At 34.2% G+C, this 17,241-nt stretch carries 15 protein-coding genes; 6 read left to right on the plus strand and 9 right to left on the minus strand.

Features of this window, described 5'->3' with window-relative positions:
* Window positions 1-5: 5 nt before the first annotated feature.
* On the plus strand, window positions 6-965 hold the full coding sequence (locus ACRHOC_RS02025; protein WP_431156838.1) for an OmpA family protein: 960 nt from the start codon (window positions 6-8) through the stop codon (window positions 963-965).
* Window positions 966-1,054: 89 nt separating this feature from the next.
* On the plus strand, window positions 1,055-2,092 hold the full coding sequence (locus ACRHOC_RS02030; protein WP_431156839.1) for an aldo/keto reductase: 1,038 nt from the start codon (window positions 1,055-1,057) through the stop codon (window positions 2,090-2,092).
* Between the two features lie 56 nt (window positions 2,093-2,148).
* On the opposite strand, the gene ACRHOC_RS02035 is transcribed toward ACRHOC_RS02030, so the two are convergent.
* Together ACRHOC_RS02035 and ACRHOC_RS02040 are read right to left on the minus strand one after the other, a co-directional pair.
* Window positions 2,149-3,693, minus strand: a complete 1,545-nt coding sequence (locus tag ACRHOC_RS02035) for an Rne/Rng family ribonuclease (RefSeq protein ID WP_431156840.1) — start codon at window positions 3,691-3,693, stop codon at window positions 2,149-2,151.
* A gap of 305 nt (window positions 3,694-3,998) precedes the next feature.
* Window positions 3,999-4,289 (minus strand): HU family DNA-binding protein, encoded by a 291-nt coding sequence (locus tag ACRHOC_RS02040; protein ID WP_431156841.1) that lies wholly within the window; start codon window positions 4,287-4,289, stop codon window positions 3,999-4,001.
* A gap of 133 nt (window positions 4,290-4,422) precedes the next feature.
* Between ACRHOC_RS02040 and mutY the strand changes: the two genes are divergently transcribed.
* The 4 genes from mutY (at window position 4,423) to gldD (ending at window position 7,890) form a co-directional block, all read left to right on the plus strand.
* On the plus strand, window positions 4,423-5,472 hold the full coding sequence (gene mutY / locus ACRHOC_RS02045) for an A/G-specific adenine glycosylase (RefSeq protein WP_431156842.1): 1,050 nt from the start codon (window positions 4,423-4,425) through the stop codon (window positions 5,470-5,472).
* Between the two features lie 65 nt (window positions 5,473-5,537).
* The gene (locus ACRHOC_RS02050; protein WP_431156843.1) at window positions 5,538-5,981 is read left to right on the plus strand and encodes a single-stranded DNA-binding protein; all 444 of its coding nucleotides are present in this window, start codon (window positions 5,538-5,540) and stop codon (window positions 5,979-5,981) included.
* A gap of 23 nt (window positions 5,982-6,004) precedes the next feature.
* Window positions 6,005-7,324: a gliding motility-associated protein GldE gene (locus ACRHOC_RS02055; protein WP_431156844.1), complete on the plus strand. Its 1,320-nt coding sequence runs from the start codon at window positions 6,005-6,007 to the stop codon at window positions 7,322-7,324.
* Window positions 7,321-7,890, plus strand: a complete 570-nt coding sequence (gene gldD / locus ACRHOC_RS02060) for a gliding motility lipoprotein GldD (RefSeq protein ID WP_431156845.1) — start codon at window positions 7,321-7,323, stop codon at window positions 7,888-7,890. Before ACRHOC_RS02055 ends, gldD begins: the two co-directional genes overlap by 4 nt.
* Window positions 7,891-7,960: 70 nt before the next feature.
* On the opposite strand, the gene ACRHOC_RS02065 is transcribed toward gldD, so the two are convergent.
* The 7 genes from ACRHOC_RS02065 to ACRHOC_RS02095 form a co-directional block, all read right to left on the minus strand.
* On the minus strand, window positions 7,961-10,576 hold the full coding sequence (locus ACRHOC_RS02065; RefSeq protein ID WP_431156846.1) for a TonB-dependent receptor: 2,616 nt from the start codon (window positions 10,574-10,576) through the stop codon (window positions 7,961-7,963).
* 163 nt (window positions 10,577-10,739) lie between these two features.
* Window positions 10,740-12,386 carry a glucose-6-phosphate isomerase gene (gene pgi / locus ACRHOC_RS02070; RefSeq protein ID WP_431156847.1) on the minus strand — a complete coding sequence of 549 codons (1,647 nt, stop codon included), beginning with the start codon at window positions 12,384-12,386 and terminating at the stop codon, window positions 10,740-10,742.
* A gap of 2 nt (window positions 12,387-12,388) precedes the next feature.
* The gene (locus tag ACRHOC_RS02075) at window positions 12,389-13,684 is read right to left on the minus strand and encodes a peptidoglycan DD-metalloendopeptidase family protein (RefSeq protein WP_431156848.1); all 1,296 of its coding nucleotides are present in this window, start codon (window positions 13,682-13,684) and stop codon (window positions 12,389-12,391) included.
* Between the two features lie 11 nt (window positions 13,685-13,695).
* Entirely contained in the window at window positions 13,696-14,628 is a 933-nt protein-coding gene (locus ACRHOC_RS02080) for a tryptophan 2,3-dioxygenase family protein (protein WP_431156849.1), read from the minus strand.
* Window positions 14,629-14,631: 3 nt separating this feature from the next.
* A complete protein-coding gene (locus ACRHOC_RS02085) occupies window positions 14,632-15,426 on the minus strand; it encodes a DUF3108 domain-containing protein (RefSeq protein ID WP_431156850.1) in 795 nt (264 codons plus the stop codon).
* Between the two features lie 147 nt (window positions 15,427-15,573).
* Window positions 15,574-16,734, minus strand: coding sequence for a 4-hydroxyphenylpyruvate dioxygenase (hppD, locus tag ACRHOC_RS02090; RefSeq protein ID WP_431156851.1), 1,161 nt, complete (start codon window positions 16,732-16,734; stop codon window positions 15,574-15,576).
* A 21-nt stretch (window positions 16,735-16,755) separates the two neighbouring features.
* Window positions 16,756-17,232 (minus strand): CCC motif membrane protein, encoded by a 477-nt coding sequence (locus ACRHOC_RS02095; RefSeq protein WP_431156852.1) that lies wholly within the window; start codon window positions 17,230-17,232, stop codon window positions 16,756-16,758.
* Window positions 17,233-17,241: the final 9 nt, after the last annotated feature.

Consider the following 17,241-nt stretch of genomic DNA (forward strand, 5'->3'; position numbering starts at 1 on the left):
AAAAAATGATAAAACGAATTTCCTTGTTAGTGCTAACAGTAGGATTATTAAGTTCTTGTGTTTCAAAGAAAATTTATACGGACTTAGAGGACAAATATGCTGACCTCAAGAAAGAAAATAGAAGTCTTAATGACCAGGTTGAAAAGCTTGAAAAAGAAAAAAATATAGTCCTTAACGACCTTAATTCAATGGCGGCACAGCATGACAAGGCTATCGAAGAATTAAATCAATTAAAATCAGAAATAGCCGCTACGCAATCTAACTTAGATAATCTTAAGGCATCATATGAAGCCCTAGAAAAAAATAGTTCTGCGGAAATTGCCAAAAACTCAAAAAAGAATAGAGAGTTATTGGCGCAATTAGAAGCTAAAGAACAGGCATTAGCTAGTGAAAATGCAAGGTTAGAGAAACTAAAGAAAGAACTCGAAGATCGTTCTAAGCGTGTGGCAGAACTAGAAAATGTTATAGCAACAAAAGATGCCAATATGAAAGCATTGAAAGATGCCATTTCTAAAGCACTTACAAATTTTGAAGGTAAGGGATTAACGGTAGAGCAACGTGATGGTAAAGTTTATGTTTCTATGGAAAATAAACTACTTTTTAAATCGGGTAGTTGGTCTGTTGGATCGGAAGGGCGCAAGGCTGTACAACAATTAGCAAACGTACTTGCTGAAAATCCGGATATTGCTATACTTATTGAAGGACATACAGATAACGTCCCTTATAAAGGTAATGCTCAGTTAAGCGGCAATTGGGATTTGTCCACAAAACGTGCAACAGCAATAGTTAATATTCTTAGGGAAAATACATCTATTAACCCAGAAAATTTAACAGCTGCAGGTCGTGGTGAATATGCACCAATTGCTTCTAATGATACTTCCGAAGGAAGAGCAAAAAACAGAAGAATCGAAGTGGTTCTAACACCAAAACTCGATGAGATTTCAAAGTTATTAAACGATATCTAAGAATAAACTTAACATAGATTTAGACCTTTCTAGTTTTTTGAACCTGAAAGGTCTTCTTATTTTTGCAAGAAACCATTGAAAAAAGCAAGATGAAATACACAACACTACCCAATACAGACATAAAAGTTAGTAAAATATGTCTTGGTACAATGACATGGGGTAACCAGAACACCCAAGAAGAAGGGTTTGCTCAAATGGATTTAGCTATAGATAAAGGTGTGAACTTTTTTGATGTTGCCGAATTATATCCTGTACCAGCGACGGCAGAGACCTATGCCGAAACAGAGCGCATCATTGGTAATTGGTTTACAAAAACCGGCAATAGAGACAAGGTTATACTTGCTACAAAAATTGCAGGACCTGGAGACTATACAGCACACATTAGAACTACTGGCTTTAGTAAAGCGTCCTTACATGAGGCCGTTGACAACAGTTTAAAACGTTTACAAACCGATTATATAGATCTTTATCAGTTGCACTGGCCAGAGCGTCAAACAAATACTTTTGGAGTTAGAGATTATACACATAATCCTAATGACGGTTGGGAAGATAATTTCAATGAAATTCTTCATAATCTAGATGAAATAATTAAATCTGGCAAAATAAGACAAGTTGGTTTGTCTAATGAAAAGGCTTGGGGAACCATGCGATACTTAGAGGAATCTAAACACCATAATTTACCAAGAATGATTACCATTCAAAATGCATATTCTCTATTATGCAGACCTTTTGAAGGTGATCTTGCTGAGGTGGCACATCGTGAGAATATTGGATTGTTAGCCTATTCGCCAATGGCTTTTGGTGTCTTATCAGGTAAGTACATAAAAGGAACTGCGGCAGATAATGCGAGATTAAAACTATTCCCAAGATTTGCAAGATACAGTGGCAAGCAAGCTACTGAAGCAACAAAACGTTATTTAAAAATAGCGGAAGACAATGGTATGACCTTAGCGCAAATGTCATTGGCTTTTGTGAATGGGAGACCATTCTTAACCAGTAATATTATTGGCGCTACCAACTTGGAACAACTTGAAGAAAATATTGATAGTATTAATATTTCTTTATCTAAAGAAGTACTGAATGAAATAAATAAGGTGCATTCAGAAATACCGAATCCAGCACCTTAATAGCATAACTAAATAAAAAAAGCCCTTCCAAATTGGAAGGGCTTTTTTAATAGATATTATTTGATTTTGTTACCATTTTTATCAAAAAAATGATATTCAAGATAAGTGTAAGCATCTCTAGGTAAGACTTTTACCCATTTTTTATGTTCAAAAAACCATTTTGAACGCACTGATGGAAACCCTTTGGTTAAAAAGGCTGCTATAAAAGGATGTGCATTTAAGGTTACCTTTTTATAGTCTCTTTTGAAAATTCTTTCTAGGTCTTGACTTATTCTAGACACCACTTTAATCGGTGCTTCAATTTCGTCTCCTCCTACTAGGTTAGGATTTTCTTCTTTAGTTTTAATATTACGTTCTGGCCTAACGCGTTGTCTGGTTATTTGCACTAAACCAAACTTACTCGGCGGTAATATTTTATGTTTTGCTTTGTCGTCCTTCATCTCATCTCTAAGATGATTGTAAAGCTTTTTTCTATTCTCTGCTTTACCCATATCGATAAAATCGATAACAATAATGCCACCCATATCACGTAGTCGTAACTGGCGGGCAATTTCTGAAGCAGAGATTAAATTAACTTCTAGAGCAGTATCTTCTTGGTTTTTTTCTTTATTAGAACGGTTACCACTATTTACATCTATCACATGCATAGCTTCGGTATGTTCAATAACCAAGTAAGCGCCTTTTGCCATGGATACGGTACGACCAAATGATGTCTTTATTTGGCGTTCTATTCCGTATTTTTCAAAAATTGGCACTCCATTTTTGTAATACTTTACAATGGACTCTTTTTTCGGTGCAATTTGTTGCACGTAATCTTTTACTTGAATGTACAATTCTTCGTCATCTACAATAATACCTGAGAATGAATCATTAAAAATATCCCTCAAAATTGAGGATGCTTTATTCATTTCACCTAGCACTTTTGTAGGATGATGTGCTTTGTACAGTTTTTTACACATTGCTGTCCATCTACCCAGCAAATTTTGTAAATCATTATCTAGCTCGGCAACTTTTTTGCCTTCGGCTACAGTACGAATAATAACACCAAAACCTTTAGGAGTGATACTCTTTACAAGTCTTTTTAGTCGGTCTTTTTCTTCTTGTGATTCAATCTTTTGAGAAATTGAAATACGGTTAGAAAATGGAACTAATACAATGTATCTCCCTGCAATAGACAATTCTGAACTAATGCGAGGTCCTTTAGTAGAAATTGGTTCTTTTACTACTTGTACTAAAATGGATTGATTAGACTTAATGGCGTCTGAAATTTTACCATGCTTATCTAAATCCTTTTCTAATGGAAAGTCTTTGAGCCTGTAATCTCTTAATTTCCCTGTGCTTACACGTTTAATGAATTTTAAAAGAGAAGGGAGTTTTGGACCTAAATCATGATAGTGTAAAAAACCATCTTTTTCATAACCAACATTTACAAATGCGGCATTTAGTCCAGGTATAACCTTGCGAATTTTAGCAATAAAAATATCACCAACTGCAAAATTATTATCTTCTTCGTCTTTATGTAATTCAATAAGTTTTCCATCTTTTAATAAGGCAAAATCAACAATATCAGAACTCGATCTTACGATTAATTCCTTGTTCATAATGTTAATTTATATCTAACTCAAAATTGAGATAGATGGATTTTACTAAATTTTTGACACAGGATGTAATATCCAACAAATCTATGGGCATAAATTGATGCTTACATAAATTCTATATCAAAGAACGATTCTTTAAAACTGAAAAAAAGTAGTTCTAAAACTACTTTTTTGCAATTTATTTCTTTTTGTGACGATTAGCGCGTCTACGCTTTTTACGCTTGTGCGTTGCTACCTTGTGTCTTTTTCTTTTTTTACCACTTGGCATAGTTGTTAATGCTTTAAGTTAATATTTTACTTTCCTACTTTTAGTTAACTTCAACATTAGATTTAACACCCTCTAAAAATACTTTAGCTGGCTTAAAAGCAGGTATGTTGTGTGCTGGAATTTTAATAGTCGTATTTTTTGAAATGTTACGACCAGTTTTCTCAGCTCTTGTTTTGATAATAAAACTTCCGAAACCTCTTAAATAAACATTATCTCCACTTTCTAATGATGATTTTACTTCATCCATGAAGGTTTCTACTGTAGCCTGAACATCTCCTTTTTCCATACCTAGTTTATCAGAGATCTTGGCGACTAAATCGGCTTTTGTCATTGTTATTAGTTTTAGGGTTACTATAAATTCTAAGGGATGCAAATATATGTAATTTAAATTCAATATTTCAAGCGTAATTAATTAAAATTTAACGTGATAAAGATTTAATTTTGCAAAACCTGAAATTTGTCAAATGAATTTTCAAAAAGAATTAATTAGCTGGTATTCAATTAATAAGAGAGAATTACCATGGCGCTCCACAAAAAACCCTTATTTCATTTGGCTTTCAGAAATAATTCTACAGCAAACACAAGTCAATCAAGGCTTACCATATTACGAAGCTTTTACCCATACCTTTCCTACGGTTTTTAAACTTGCAGAAGCCTCCGAAGAGGAGGTCTTGAAACTTTGGCAAGGATTAGGCTACTACTCAAGAGCTCGCAATCTTCATACAAGTGCAAAGTTTATTGCTAACGAACTTAATGGTCAATTTCCCAGCACCTATTCAGAAATAGTAAAGCTAAAGGGTGTGGGCGATTATACTGCGAGCGCCATTGCTTCTATAGTTTTTAATGAAGCAACAGCTGTGGTAGATGGCAATGTCTACCGAGTACTGTCTAGATATTTTGGGATTGACACACCAATTAATACATCTAAAGGAATTAAACAGTTTAAAGAACTCGCTTCAACTTTAATTCCTCACGACAATCCTGGAAACTACAATCAGGCCCTAATGGAATTTGGAGCGAGACAGTGCAAACCTAAAAGTCCAAATTGTGCAATATGCCCACTGAAGAACAGCTGTATGGCCAAAAAAAAATATCGTATTGATCAGCTTCCTGTTAAACTGAAGAAAACCAAGATCACAAAAAAGTATTTCAACTTTTTGGTATTCCTGGATAATTCTGGAAAAACGGTTCTTGATAAACGAACAGCGAAAGGTATTTGGCAAAATCTTTACCAGTTCCCATTAATAGAAACCGATAAAAGTCTAGATCACACAGAATTTGAGCTTTTAAAACAAGAACTCGACAGTTTAAGTTTTAAGGTATTGGATTATAGCCTCTATAATACAGAAGACAAAATACACAAACTATCACATCAGCACCTCTATACAAAATTCTGGATCTTAGAAGTTGACAGCTTACCTAATACGGCTATTAAAATTGAAAAATTGGATACATTCCCAATGCCAGTTTTGATAAGTAATTTCGTAGAGGAATTCAATTTTGCGACTGATTAAAAATGACATTTTTTTATTACCTTTAATTCACTGTATATAACTAATTTTGCTAAAAAATATAGACTATGTCTGGAACATTGAATAAAGTAATGCTAATAGGGCATTTGGGTGATGAAGTAAAAATGCATTATTTCGATGATAAGAATTGTGTGGGTCGCTTTCCTTTGGCAACAAATGAAACTTACACCAACAAAACCACCAATGAGCGTATTTCTAATACCGAATGGCATAATATCGTTGTGAGAAATAAGGCAGCAGAGATTTGTGAAAAATATCTAACCAAAGGTGACAAGGTTTATATCGAAGGACGTATCAAAACAAGAAAATGGACAGACGATAAAGGCATGGAACGGTATTCTACAGAAATTCAGTGTACAGACTTTACTTTTCTTACCAATAAGAATGAACAACAAGGTGCGCCATCTGTATCTAATACTAATACTCAAAACCAAGCATCATCTGAGCCAAAAAGTATAGTTGAAGATGAGAATGATGATTTACCATTCTAGCCTATCATTTAAACCTTTTTAATTTGGACCCTGAGCCCTCGATTCTTAATACTATTTTCCTTATTTCGAATACTTCGTTCGTTACTAGTGTTATTCTGCTTATCGTTTTATTAATCTGTTCTGCATTAATTTCTGGTGCTGAAGTTGCAATTTTTTCATTGACAAAATCTAACATCAATGAAGGTATTGAGAACAAATCATCGCAAATGCAGATTATTTCTGATCTACTCGATCGTCCAAAGAAACTATTAGCGACTATTTTAGTGGCTAATAACTTTATTAATATCGCTATTGTCCTACTGTTTGCCTACATAGGAGAAACACTATTTGATAATATCAGTAATACCTTGGCAAGATTCTTATTAGAAGTAGTAAGTGCTACTTTTCTAATTATACTTTTTGGAGAGATTATTCCAAAAATCTATGCGAGCAGAAACAGTGTTCAGTTCTCTTCTTTTATGGCTAGACCTCTTAAGGTACTCGATGTGATTTTTTCACCTATAAGCTTACCGATGAGATATGTTACCATGAAAATTCAAAACACATTTGGGAAGCAAAAATCTAATTTAAGTGTGGACCAACTATCACAAGCTTTAGAACTCACCAATGATGATGACACAACACAAGAGGAACAAAAATTGCTTCAGGGAATTGTTTCCTTTGGTAATACAGACACAAAACAAGTGATGCGCCCTCGAATGGATCTTTTTGCCCTCGATGTAAGCACTCCCTTTAGTACCATTATTTCAGAAATTATTGAGAATGGATATTCTAGGATTCCAATCTATAAAGAAAGTATAGATACCATAATCGGTGTTCTGTATGTTAAAGATTTATTACCACATTTAAATAAAGAAGATTTTAAATGGACGAAACTGTTGAGAGACCCATTTTTTGTTCCAGAGAATAAAAAACTAGATGACCTCATGGTAGAATTTCAAACCAAAAAGGTTCATTTAGCTGTTGTTGTTGATGAATATGGAGGCACTTCAGGACTGGTATCTCTAGAAGATATTATTGAAGAAATAGTTGGAGATATTAGCGACGAATATGATGATGAAGATCTTATTTATACTAAGCTTGACGATAACAACTATAGTTTTGAAGGTAAAACACCCTTAAAGGATGTCTTTAAAATATTAGAAATAGAAGATGATATTGAAGACTTTGAAGCCAGAAAAGGTGAAGCAGAAACGCTTGCTGGTTTTGTTCTAGAGATTTCTGGAGGATTTCCTCGAATAGGAAGTAAAATAAATTTTAAAAATTACGTTTTTACAATAGAAGCTTTGGAGCGCAAACGAATAAAACAGATTAAATTAACCTTATTAGACCCAATCAATTGAAACGAATTTTAGTACCAATTATTAGTCTCTTTATGTTAGGTTGTGGAGAAGATCCACTACCAAAACCAAGTGGAATGTTAAGGTTAGATTATCCAATAGCTACCTATAAAAAGGCTAATATTCCTTTGCCATTTAGTTTTGATAAAAATAAGATTTCAGCACAAATTAAATCGGTAAAAACGGCAGGTAAGGTTAAGGGTATTGACATAAAATATCCAAGCATGAAAGCCACTATTTACCTCAGCTATCAAAATATCAATGGGTCTAACTTAGATAGTCTTTTGCGCGATGCACAAAATTTAACCCAATCACATACTATTAAGGCTGATGAAATTGCTAGTAATCTTTTTGAAAACGAAGAAGCAAAGACTTATGGTATGTTATATGAAATTGGTGGTGATGCAGCATCACAATCTCAATTTTATCTTACTGATAGTTTAAATCATTTTTTAAGTGGCTCATTATATTTTTATACTAAGCCTAACTATGATTCCATCTATCCAGCCTCAGAGTATCTTAAAAAAGATATTAAACGCTTGATGGAATCGTTAGAATGGAAACAGTAAAAACGTCAATGTATTACATAAAAAAAGCAACCTTTTAAGGTTGCTTTTTTTATTATTTATAATTCTATGATTAGAAGTTATAACGAATACTTGCGTTAAATGTTCTTCCGATACCTAAATAGTAACCGAAAGCATTTCTTTGGTTAATATAAGCCTCGTTAAATAAGTTGTATACGTTAGCTCTAAATACCATTGGGTTATCACCTAATGTAAATCTGTAGGTTAAACCAGCATCAGCTAAAGTATAAGCAGGTAATCTTACTGCCTCATACTTATCACCATCTAAAGCTGCTTGTACAACATCTTCTACATCGATAAACTCATATAAATCAGTGTAGATGTTATAATCTGCATCGATAGAAAGACCTTCGCAAATATCTGCTCTGAATCCGATACCAAAAGAAGTTTGAGGAGCGTTACCAATTTTTACATCAGTTAATTCAAGAGTTCCATCAGTTACTAAGAAATCACCTGTATCATCATTTTGCAAAGTATATGGTGTATCACCTTCATACTTCCAGTTACCTAATGATCCATAACCTCTTAAACTCCATCCTGCTGCAAGTGGTCTATATTCAAAATCAAATTCTAAACCTTGGTGAATTTGAGTTACATCTGTAAATCTGTAGATACCAAACTCATCTAAAGGAAGGTTTGTGCCAACGCTAACAAATCTATTACCCCATTCTGTTCTGTATACATCAAGGTTAACTCTTAAAGTTTGGTTTTGGAAACGGTAACCACCTTCTAAACCAACAATCTCTTCATTTTCAACCTCTGGCTCAACTAAAGCGTTAGAGTATCTAATGTTAGCAAATACATTATCTAAGAATGGTTGACGAGAGAAAGTACCAGCATTAGCAAAAATAGAGTGCTCTTCATTGATTTGATAAGACGCACCACCTTTTACTTGGTAACCTGTTTTGTTTAATTTTTCAGACTTTCCTAAACCATCGCCTACACCACCGAAGAATCCTTCTCTTTGGTAAGACTGCGTAGAAATTGCACCTTGTACGAAAACTGAGAAATTATCTGTAGAATATTCTGCTTGTCCGAAAGTACCAATATAATTGATAACCTCTTCGTAGTTTCTGTCGTATCTCTGATCATCATCAGCAAAATCAAATAAAGTAGTCCAAGGATTTGCTTCAAAAGTTTCAGAAATTACGTAATCGTCTGGACGCTCTGGAATTCTAAAGTTATCTACATAACCATTAAGACCAAATGTGTCTACTAATTGTCTAAAGTGAATACCATTATATGTTCTTCCATCGAAACCTACATTGAATGTCCAGTTTTCACTAGTTGCAATGTTTAAGTTAGATAATAATCCATACCAGTTATGGTTGTTCATAGAAGCTCTTCTTAAGTAAGAATCACCGAAATTACCATTACCATTTGCATCTGCAGTAGCGATATTATTTTCCTCAATTGCATCAAAATTGATTTCTCTTTCGTTTAATCCGAAGATACCAACATCTTGATTTCTTATACGACCACGGCCAAGGTTACCTGTTCCTCCACCACGTCCCCAAGACGCATATAATACAGTAGAAAGATCTAATCCATCTTTAATATTCCAGTCCCAGTTTAAGTTGGCAACTGGTTTGTGGTAAAAGTTACGTCTTTCAGTAAAACGCTCTCCACGGTAAAAACCAGAGTTGTCGTTCGCTTTTTCACCATAAGCTTCGTAAAATTCTAAATCTTCAGAGAAGTTTTGGTCGTGCCACTGTGGTGCACCTGTAATTAAGAAATTAAAAGTGTTACGCTCATTTGGTTTATAACCAACAGAGATCATATAGTTTTGTCCTTGTCCAGCTGTACCAATTGAATACTTTCTGTGTGCTTGCCAGTGATCAATTAATACAGAAAAAGCCCAACCTTTATCATTAACACCAGTGTTATAGTTGAATGTTCCTTTCATGTAGCTATCGTTACCTGTTAAGAAACGAACAAATCCGCCTTCTCTTTTCTCTGTAGTTTTAGATACAATGTTTACTGTACCACCTACAGAAGAAATAGCTAATTTAGAAGAACCTAAACCTCTCTGTACCTGAACTGCATTTGCAACGTCAGACATACCAGACCAGTTAGACCAGTACATTCTACCGTCTTCCATACCGTTAATTGGCTGACCATTTAATAAGTAAGCAGTATTAGTATCGTTAAAACCTCTAAGGAAAATCTGACTATCTCCAAAACCACCAGCTTGGTTTGATACATAGATAGATGGTGTATTCTTCATAGCTTCACCAAATTCTACGTTACCAGTTGCTTTAAGAACAATATCTTTTCCTTTAATCGTAGATACCGCAACAGGAGTTTTTCTATCTTCAGCTAAATCGATAATTCCTGAACCTACTACAACTACCTCATCTAAGGTATTGTCTAAATTTAATACAATAGATCCGAAATCTGTATCACCATTAAATGCTACAACCTTAGTTTCAAACCCAACGTAAGAAATTACAATCTCACCAGAATCTGATGCTGCTGTAATTGTAAAATTACCATCAAAATCTGTAGTTGCACCATTAGAAGTTCCCTTAACAATTACGTTTGCTCCAGGAAGGGGTGCATTCATCTCACCGTCAATTACCTTACCGGTAAGAGTACTTTGAGCAAAAGCTACAGTAGTCAACATAGTCAATACTGTAACAAATAAAAAAGAGTTAAATTTTTTCATATAAAATTTAAGTTAATTGGTTTCTATTAGTGCTGCAAAATTACATATAAGTCTAATTAATACATTAACTAAACGTTAAGAATTTCTGTTAAAGCAAGTTAATTATACAATTGATAAATTAACTAGCCTCAAAATATTATTATACTAAACTTTTTAACAGTTTTTAGCGATTTCTTCTGTAGTAGTCTAATAATTGTTGCGTAGAAGCATCATGAGCTACACTAGCGCTAGTGTCATTAAGCTCATTTAAAATCGTTTTGGCAAGTTGTTTTCCAAGCTCCACCCCAAACTGATCATAACTGTAGATGTTCCATATAACGCCTTGTACAAATATTTTATGTTCGTACATCGCTATAAGTTTTCCTAAGCTTTCGGGAGTAAGTTTATTAATGAGAATTGACGTGGTTGGTTTGTTTCCATCAAAAACCTTAAATGGCAATAATTTATTGATCTCGTCATCATTTAAGCCCTGACCCTTTAATTCTACAACTACTTCTTCTTCAGTTTTACCATTCATTAATGCCTCTGTTTGAGCTAAGTAGTTAGACATTAACTTATCGTGGTGATCACTATTGTTATGTAAAGACTTCACGAAACCTATAAAATCTGATGGAATTAATTTTGTTCCTTGGTGGATAAGCTGAAAGAAGGCGTGCTGAGAATTGGTACCTGGCTCTCCCCAAATTATAGTACCTGTTTGGTAACCAATTTTCTTACCTTCACGATCCACGCTTTTACCATTACTCTCCATAATACCTTGTTGTAGGTATGTGGCAAATTGATTTAAATATTGTGTGTAAGGGATTATAGCTTCACTCTCAGCCTTAAAAAAGTTGTTATACCAAACCGTTAATAAACCAGAAATTACAGGAATATTTTGGTTAAAATCTGCTGTTCTAAAATGCTCATCCATTTTACGAGCACCCTCGAGTAAAGCATCATAATTTTCATACCCTAAGGCTAGACTTATTGATAGTCCAACGGCACTCCATAAAGAAAAACGACCACCAACCCAGTCTTTCATAGGAAAAATATTTTCCTCATCAATACCAAAAGCTTTTACACTCTCAATATTGGTAGAAACGGCAACAAAATGTTTTGAAACGGCTTCCTCTGGAAGTGATTCTAAAAACCAAGCTCTTATTGAATTTGCATTTGAAAGCGTTTCTTGAGTAGTAAAGGTTTTAGATACAACGACAAATAAAGTGGTTTCTGGATTTAAATTCTTAATCACTTCCTTGTAATGATCACCATCTACATTACTCACAAAATGGGTGCTCAGATGATTTTTATAAAACTGTAATGAATCCACTACCATTGCTGGTCCCAAATCAGATCCTCCAATTCCAATATTCACAATATCGGTAATTGCCTTACCTGTATGACCCTTGTGTGCACCTGAAACTATTCTATTTGTAAAATCTTTAATTTTTGACTTTACCTCAAATACACCAGGAACAACATTTTCTCCATTTACAGTAACCTCATTTTCACTATTTGTTCTCAGAGCAGTATGCAATACAGCCCTACCTTCTGTAACATTAATAATATCTCCCTGAAAGTATTTATCTATAGCATCACCCAACTCAACTTCTTGGGCAAGACTTATAAGTTCATTTAGGGTTTTATTAGTGATTCTATTCTTTGAATAATCAACCAAAAAATCTTCCCATTCTATAGTCAAATCTTTTGCCCTACTAGGTTGATTGGCAAATAATGATTTGAGATGACTGTTTTTTATATTGTTAAAGTGAGATTGTAATTTGCTCCAAGCTTCTGTTGTGGTTGGATTAATTGCTTTTAATGCCATTTTTATAAAATTGGGTCCTCTGTAATGGTAGTTTCTTCCGAATTTAGCTCCGCATCAAGGAAATAAATATTATCTAGTTGTTTTTTAATAGGCTCGATATGCTCTAAAAACCTAAGTTTTAAGGAATCTGAGATTGGCTTCGCTTCAGGTAATTTTTGTTTAAACGGATCTACCTGCTTACCATTTTTCCAAAAACGATAACAGACATGCGGACCTCCTGTATTACCAGTCATTCCAACATATCCAATGATGTCTCCTTGTTTTACAAATTCACCTTTTTTAACGGCTTGTCGGCTCATATGTAAATACTGTGTGGTATAAGTATCATTATGTCTAATCTTAACATACTTTCCATTTCCACCTCGCCTTGTTGATTCAATCACCGTTCCATTTGCTGTGGCCATAATTGGTGTGCCTACAGGAGCAGCAAAATCGGTTCCTTTATGAGGTCTTACTTTATAACCATATAAAGCAATACGACGTTTAAGATTATAACGCGACGACAACCGCCCAAATTTTACAGGCATTTTTAAGAATGCACGCCTTAAATTCTTTGCCTTCTCATTAAAATAATCTTTAATCCCTTTTATTGAATCTGTCATAAATTCGAAGGCGTAAAGCGAATCTCCATTATGCTCAAAATAGGCCGCTTTTACTTCATGCACACCAGCGTAAATTGAATCTGATATGTACTTATCTGTGTAAATTACCTTAAAGCGATCTCCTGGATAAAGCCTCCTGAAATCGATAGTCCATGCATAAATATCATCTGCCATCTTATGAGCAAGAACTTGGCTTATTCCTTTTTCGTCTAGAGTTTCTGAAATATTATTTCTAATAATTCCAGTAGCCGTCTTCTCAACATAAGTAATAGGTCTTTTACTTGTGTAAGCTTCAATGGAATCCTTGAAGTTTATGACAACGTAATCTTCGATGCTTGGTTGATAAATGAAGGTTGTTGGAATCTCTAGACTGTCTTTTGAGCAAAGTAATGTATAAGGTCGTCCTGGGATTAAACGTCTAGCTATATCAAAGGTATCTTTGGCTTTTTCTGCAATCTGGAAGATTTTTGGATAGCCAATTTGATTGCGTTCCATTATTTCACCAAAACTATCGCCCTTTCGAATGGTATCGCGTTTTACAACATAGTCGTTGAGATTAAACCCAAACTCTATTTGCTCTTCTTCCTCAACAACGCTGGCTAAGTCATTTTTATATTCCTCTACAGGAACTTCGTTTTTACATGTCAAAAAAAGTAGTAAAAATCCCGCTAGTGCTACTAATCGTTTTAACTGCATTAATGCATTTATTATAAGTTGTTTCCCCAGTTTTCTAACTCTTTTTCAGACCATAAGTCTGGAAAGAAAATGCGTCTTTGGTATTTTGGGTGCATATATTTTTTCCAATCACTCCCTCCGGTAGCTTCTCCATCTCCTATTCCACTTTCAATATAATGCACTGCAGCATTATAGTGCGCCATTACCCAAGTTACATTCACCGTATAATCATAATGTCTCATTGCCTTAATCAAACTTTCGTCCTTTTGATCTTGCTTTGGCAATTCCTTAAATCGAGTCCAAAGGTTTTTGGTATTGTAATTTTCCATAAACCTTAAAAACTCATTCTTATAACGGTTTTCAAAATTAATTAAAAGTGTGGATTTTTTTCCTATTTTGTGATCTTTTCCTGCAGCCTGCCAATACAAATGCTCAAAAGCGTGTGTATAAGGGGTTTCTCTATTAATGGTAGATCTAAATCTATAGTCAATGAGATTAATTAATTCGGTTGATGCAAATTCTATAAATCGGTACTGTGCACTCTGAAAACCACTTGCTGGAGTTAAGGTATATCTAAATTTCATATACTGTTCGACTTCCATTCCTTCTCTCATAATATTAAAGGAGGTGGTTAACATATCGAAATAACGACTTACTCTCATGATTTTGCTTTCAAAAAAAGTGACATCTAGATCTTTTTTCTCTGCTACTTGAGAAATCTCCCATAAAATCATTTTGAAAATGAGCTCATTAATTTGATGATAGGCTATGAAAACCATCTCATCTGGAAGCGTAGTTCTTTGAATTTGAAGATTTAATAAAGCATCTGTTTGAATATAGTCCCAATATGTAATCGGCTTGCTGTATAGCAAGCCGTATAAATGATCATCTGTATCTTGGTCTATTTCTGTATACTTCTCCTGAAGTTGTTTTAAAATATCATCGTAATTTGGTTGGTCACTCATTTGTTAATCTTCAAATTCAACTTCAAAAGAATATTTTAATCCTCTAAATGCTTCTAAATCTGCTCTTAAAGAGCCAACAGCTAAATCTGCTTTTATTCTTAGTGGAATTCTATTTTTATCTGCACTAACCCAAAGGGTTAAACTTTCTTCCTCTTTAAAAACACGACCTGCCATTACATAAGGTCTAAATTTTAAGGTTTTTACTTTAACCTTAGAGCCGTTTACATCTACTTTAATAGTTTCTCTACCTAAGTATTTTAATTTAAACCCATAGTTTTCTTCATCAAAAAACATGTTTGTTCTAATCTCATCACCAATCTTTAAGTCTTCAATATCAATGTTATTACGTAGATAGTAATACATAGACACCATATCCTGAACATCGCTTTCGGTAGTATGCGTACTTATCTTTTTACGTTTTTTGTTGTTTACTGTGGCTTTATGCGCCTCATGATCAAACTCAATTTCAATATCCTTGGTATGTCCACCTTCATCTATTTTTCTAATGAACTTATATGGTGCTCCTGTAGCCCTGTCAAAATAGCTTTCGTATCTATCTCTTACCTTAAAAAAGGCATTAATCAGTCCAGTGGTTTTACCTTTGCCAACAACATGAAAAACTGGTTTCCCCTTTAATTGTTTCTCGTCTATTTTAAGGGTGGCTTCCCCAGCTTTTAACCATCCGCTGTAGCTCATTCTAAACTTAAACCACTCTCCTTTTTGAAAAGCAGTATCCTTTTGGACACCAGAAAAACCGAGTCCCGCAAAAAATAATACTATTACAAAAATATATTTCATAACTCTTTTATTGTAAATGTAAATAATGTAACGTTACATAAATGTTACAATTGTCTTAATAATGCTTACACTTAGCATATTTACAATTACCATTCCAAAAGTATAAAAATCAATCAGACTGAATTAACCTAGAAAAACAAAAACACTCTAGAGTGTTCCTCTTTTTGCTTGCTCTCGTTCTATTGACTCAAACAATGCTTTAAAATTTCCTGCTCCAAATCCTTTGGCACCCATTCGTTGTATAATCTCAAAAAATAGTGTCGGTCTATCTTCTACCGGTTTGGTGAATATTTGAAGCAAATAACCTTCTTCATCGGCATCAACGAGTATAGAAAGCTTCTGTAACTCTTGGATATCCTCTTTCATCATTTCCATGTGCGCACCTAAACGTTCTGGAATCATATCGTAGTAAGATTGTGGAGGTGGTGGTAAAAACTCCACTCCTCGAGCCTTAAGTTGAGCAACTGTTTTTACAATATCATCTGTAGCTACCGCAATATGCTGAACTCCGGAACCTTCATAAAAGTCTAAATATTCTTCTATCTGCGATTTTTTGGCTGCTTTTGCTGGTTCGTTAATAGGAAACTTTATTCGACCATTTCCATTACTCATTACCTTACTCATTAATGCCGAATATTCAGTATGAATTTGCTTATCATCAAACGAAAGGAAATTAACAAATCCCATTACATCTTCATACCATTTTACCCAAGTATTCATTTGTCCCCAACCTACATTGCCAACCATATGATCTATATACTTTAATCCAACAGGTTCTGGATTGTAATCACTCTTCCATTCAACAAAACCAGGCATAAATACACCGTTGTAATTTTTACGCTCTACAAACATATGAACGGTTTCACCATAGGTATAGATACCTGAGCGCACCACCTCACCAAACTCATCCTTCTCTACAACTGGTTCCATATAAGATTTTGCGCCACGCTTAGTAGTCTCCTCATAAGACTTTCTTGCATCATCTACCCAAAGCGCAACCACTTTTACTCCATCACCATGCTTTACAATATGATTATTTATTGGAGACTTACTGTTTAAGGGTGTGGTTAGGACTAGTCTAATTTTGTCTTGCTTTAAAACATAACTAACCGAATCTGTAGATCCCGTTTCTAATCCTTTATATGCATACGACTGAAAACCGAATGCTGTTTTATAAAAATGAGCCGATTGTTTCGCATTACCAACGTAGAACTCTACATAATCGGTCCCTAGAAGTGGTAAAAAATCTTGGGCCTCATCAAATATCTTCTCTAGACCGTAATCAACACTTTTAACTTCTTTTGCCATAATATTAATTGATTTCTTAGTTTAATTTTCTAATTCTTCCTCTAGTAAAGCATCAATGTTTACTGAGTCTTTTTCTTCTTCGAAATTTTTGTCTTCTTCAAAATCATCAAAGGTTTCAGACTCCATTTCGTAATCATAATACTCATCTGTGGTATTGTGTTCATATCTTATTTCATCAAAAATGTTAGAAGATAGCATTGTACCATAAAAAACAATTACTACTAATGAAATTAAGAATACAAAACCGTTGATAACAATGCCAATGATATTTATGATTTTAGCTGAATTGACATTATTAGCAGATTGCGTAGAAAACACTTCTGGATGCAGACGATATTCTTTCAAACTTTTATTTGCAGATATCAGTCCTATTATTGCTAATATCAATGGAATAATGGCTGTTAGACCATAACAACAACAGCCTGCAATACCTAAAACTAAAGACAAAATTCCAAGTATTAAAGCCAGTGGATCCGCAGCTAATTTATTATTGTTCATCTATTAATT

The organism is Winogradskyella poriferorum (assembly GCF_050618035.1).
Taxonomy (GTDB): domain Bacteria; phylum Bacteroidota; class Bacteroidia; order Flavobacteriales; family Flavobacteriaceae; genus Winogradskyella; species Winogradskyella poriferorum_A.

Excerpts from the sequence above, each read along its gene's own strand:
- ACRHOC_RS02025 (WP_431156838.1), top strand. The coding sequence starts at position 6 with ATGATAAAACGAATTTCCTTGTTAGTGCTAACAGTAGGATTATTAAGT.
- ACRHOC_RS02030 (WP_431156839.1), top strand. The coding sequence starts at position 1,055 with ATGAAATACACAACACTACCCAATACAGACATAAAAGTTAGTAAAATA.
- ACRHOC_RS02035 (WP_431156840.1), bottom strand. The coding sequence starts at position 3,693 with ATGAACAAGGAATTAATCGTAAGATCGAGTTCTGATATTGTTGATTTT.
- ACRHOC_RS02040 (WP_431156841.1), bottom strand. The coding sequence starts at position 4,289 with ATGACAAAAGCCGATTTAGTCGCCAAGATCTCTGATAAACTAGGTATG.
- mutY (WP_431156842.1), top strand. The coding sequence starts at position 4,423 with ATGAATTTTCAAAAAGAATTAATTAGCTGGTATTCAATTAATAAGAGA.
- ACRHOC_RS02050 (WP_431156843.1), top strand. The coding sequence starts at position 5,538 with ATGTCTGGAACATTGAATAAAGTAATGCTAATAGGGCATTTGGGTGAT.
- ACRHOC_RS02065 (WP_431156846.1), bottom strand. The coding sequence starts at position 10,576 with ATGAAAAAATTTAACTCTTTTTTATTTGTTACAGTATTGACTATGTTG.
- pgi (WP_431156847.1), bottom strand. The coding sequence starts at position 12,386 with ATGGCATTAAAAGCAATTAATCCAACCACAACAGAAGCTTGGAGCAAA.
- ACRHOC_RS02075 (WP_431156848.1), bottom strand. The coding sequence starts at position 13,684 with ATGCAGTTAAAACGATTAGTAGCACTAGCGGGATTTTTACTACTTTTT.
- ACRHOC_RS02080 (WP_431156849.1), bottom strand. The coding sequence starts at position 14,628 with ATGAGTGACCAACCAAATTACGATGATATTTTAAAACAACTTCAGGAG.
- ACRHOC_RS02085 (WP_431156850.1), bottom strand. The coding sequence starts at position 15,426 with ATGAAATATATTTTTGTAATAGTATTATTTTTTGCGGGACTCGGTTTT.
- hppD (WP_431156851.1), bottom strand. The coding sequence starts at position 16,734 with ATGGCAAAAGAAGTTAAAAGTGTTGATTACGGTCTAGAGAAGATATTT.
- ACRHOC_RS02095 (WP_431156852.1), bottom strand. The coding sequence starts at position 17,232 with ATGAACAATAATAAATTAGCTGCGGATCCACTGGCTTTAATACTTGGA.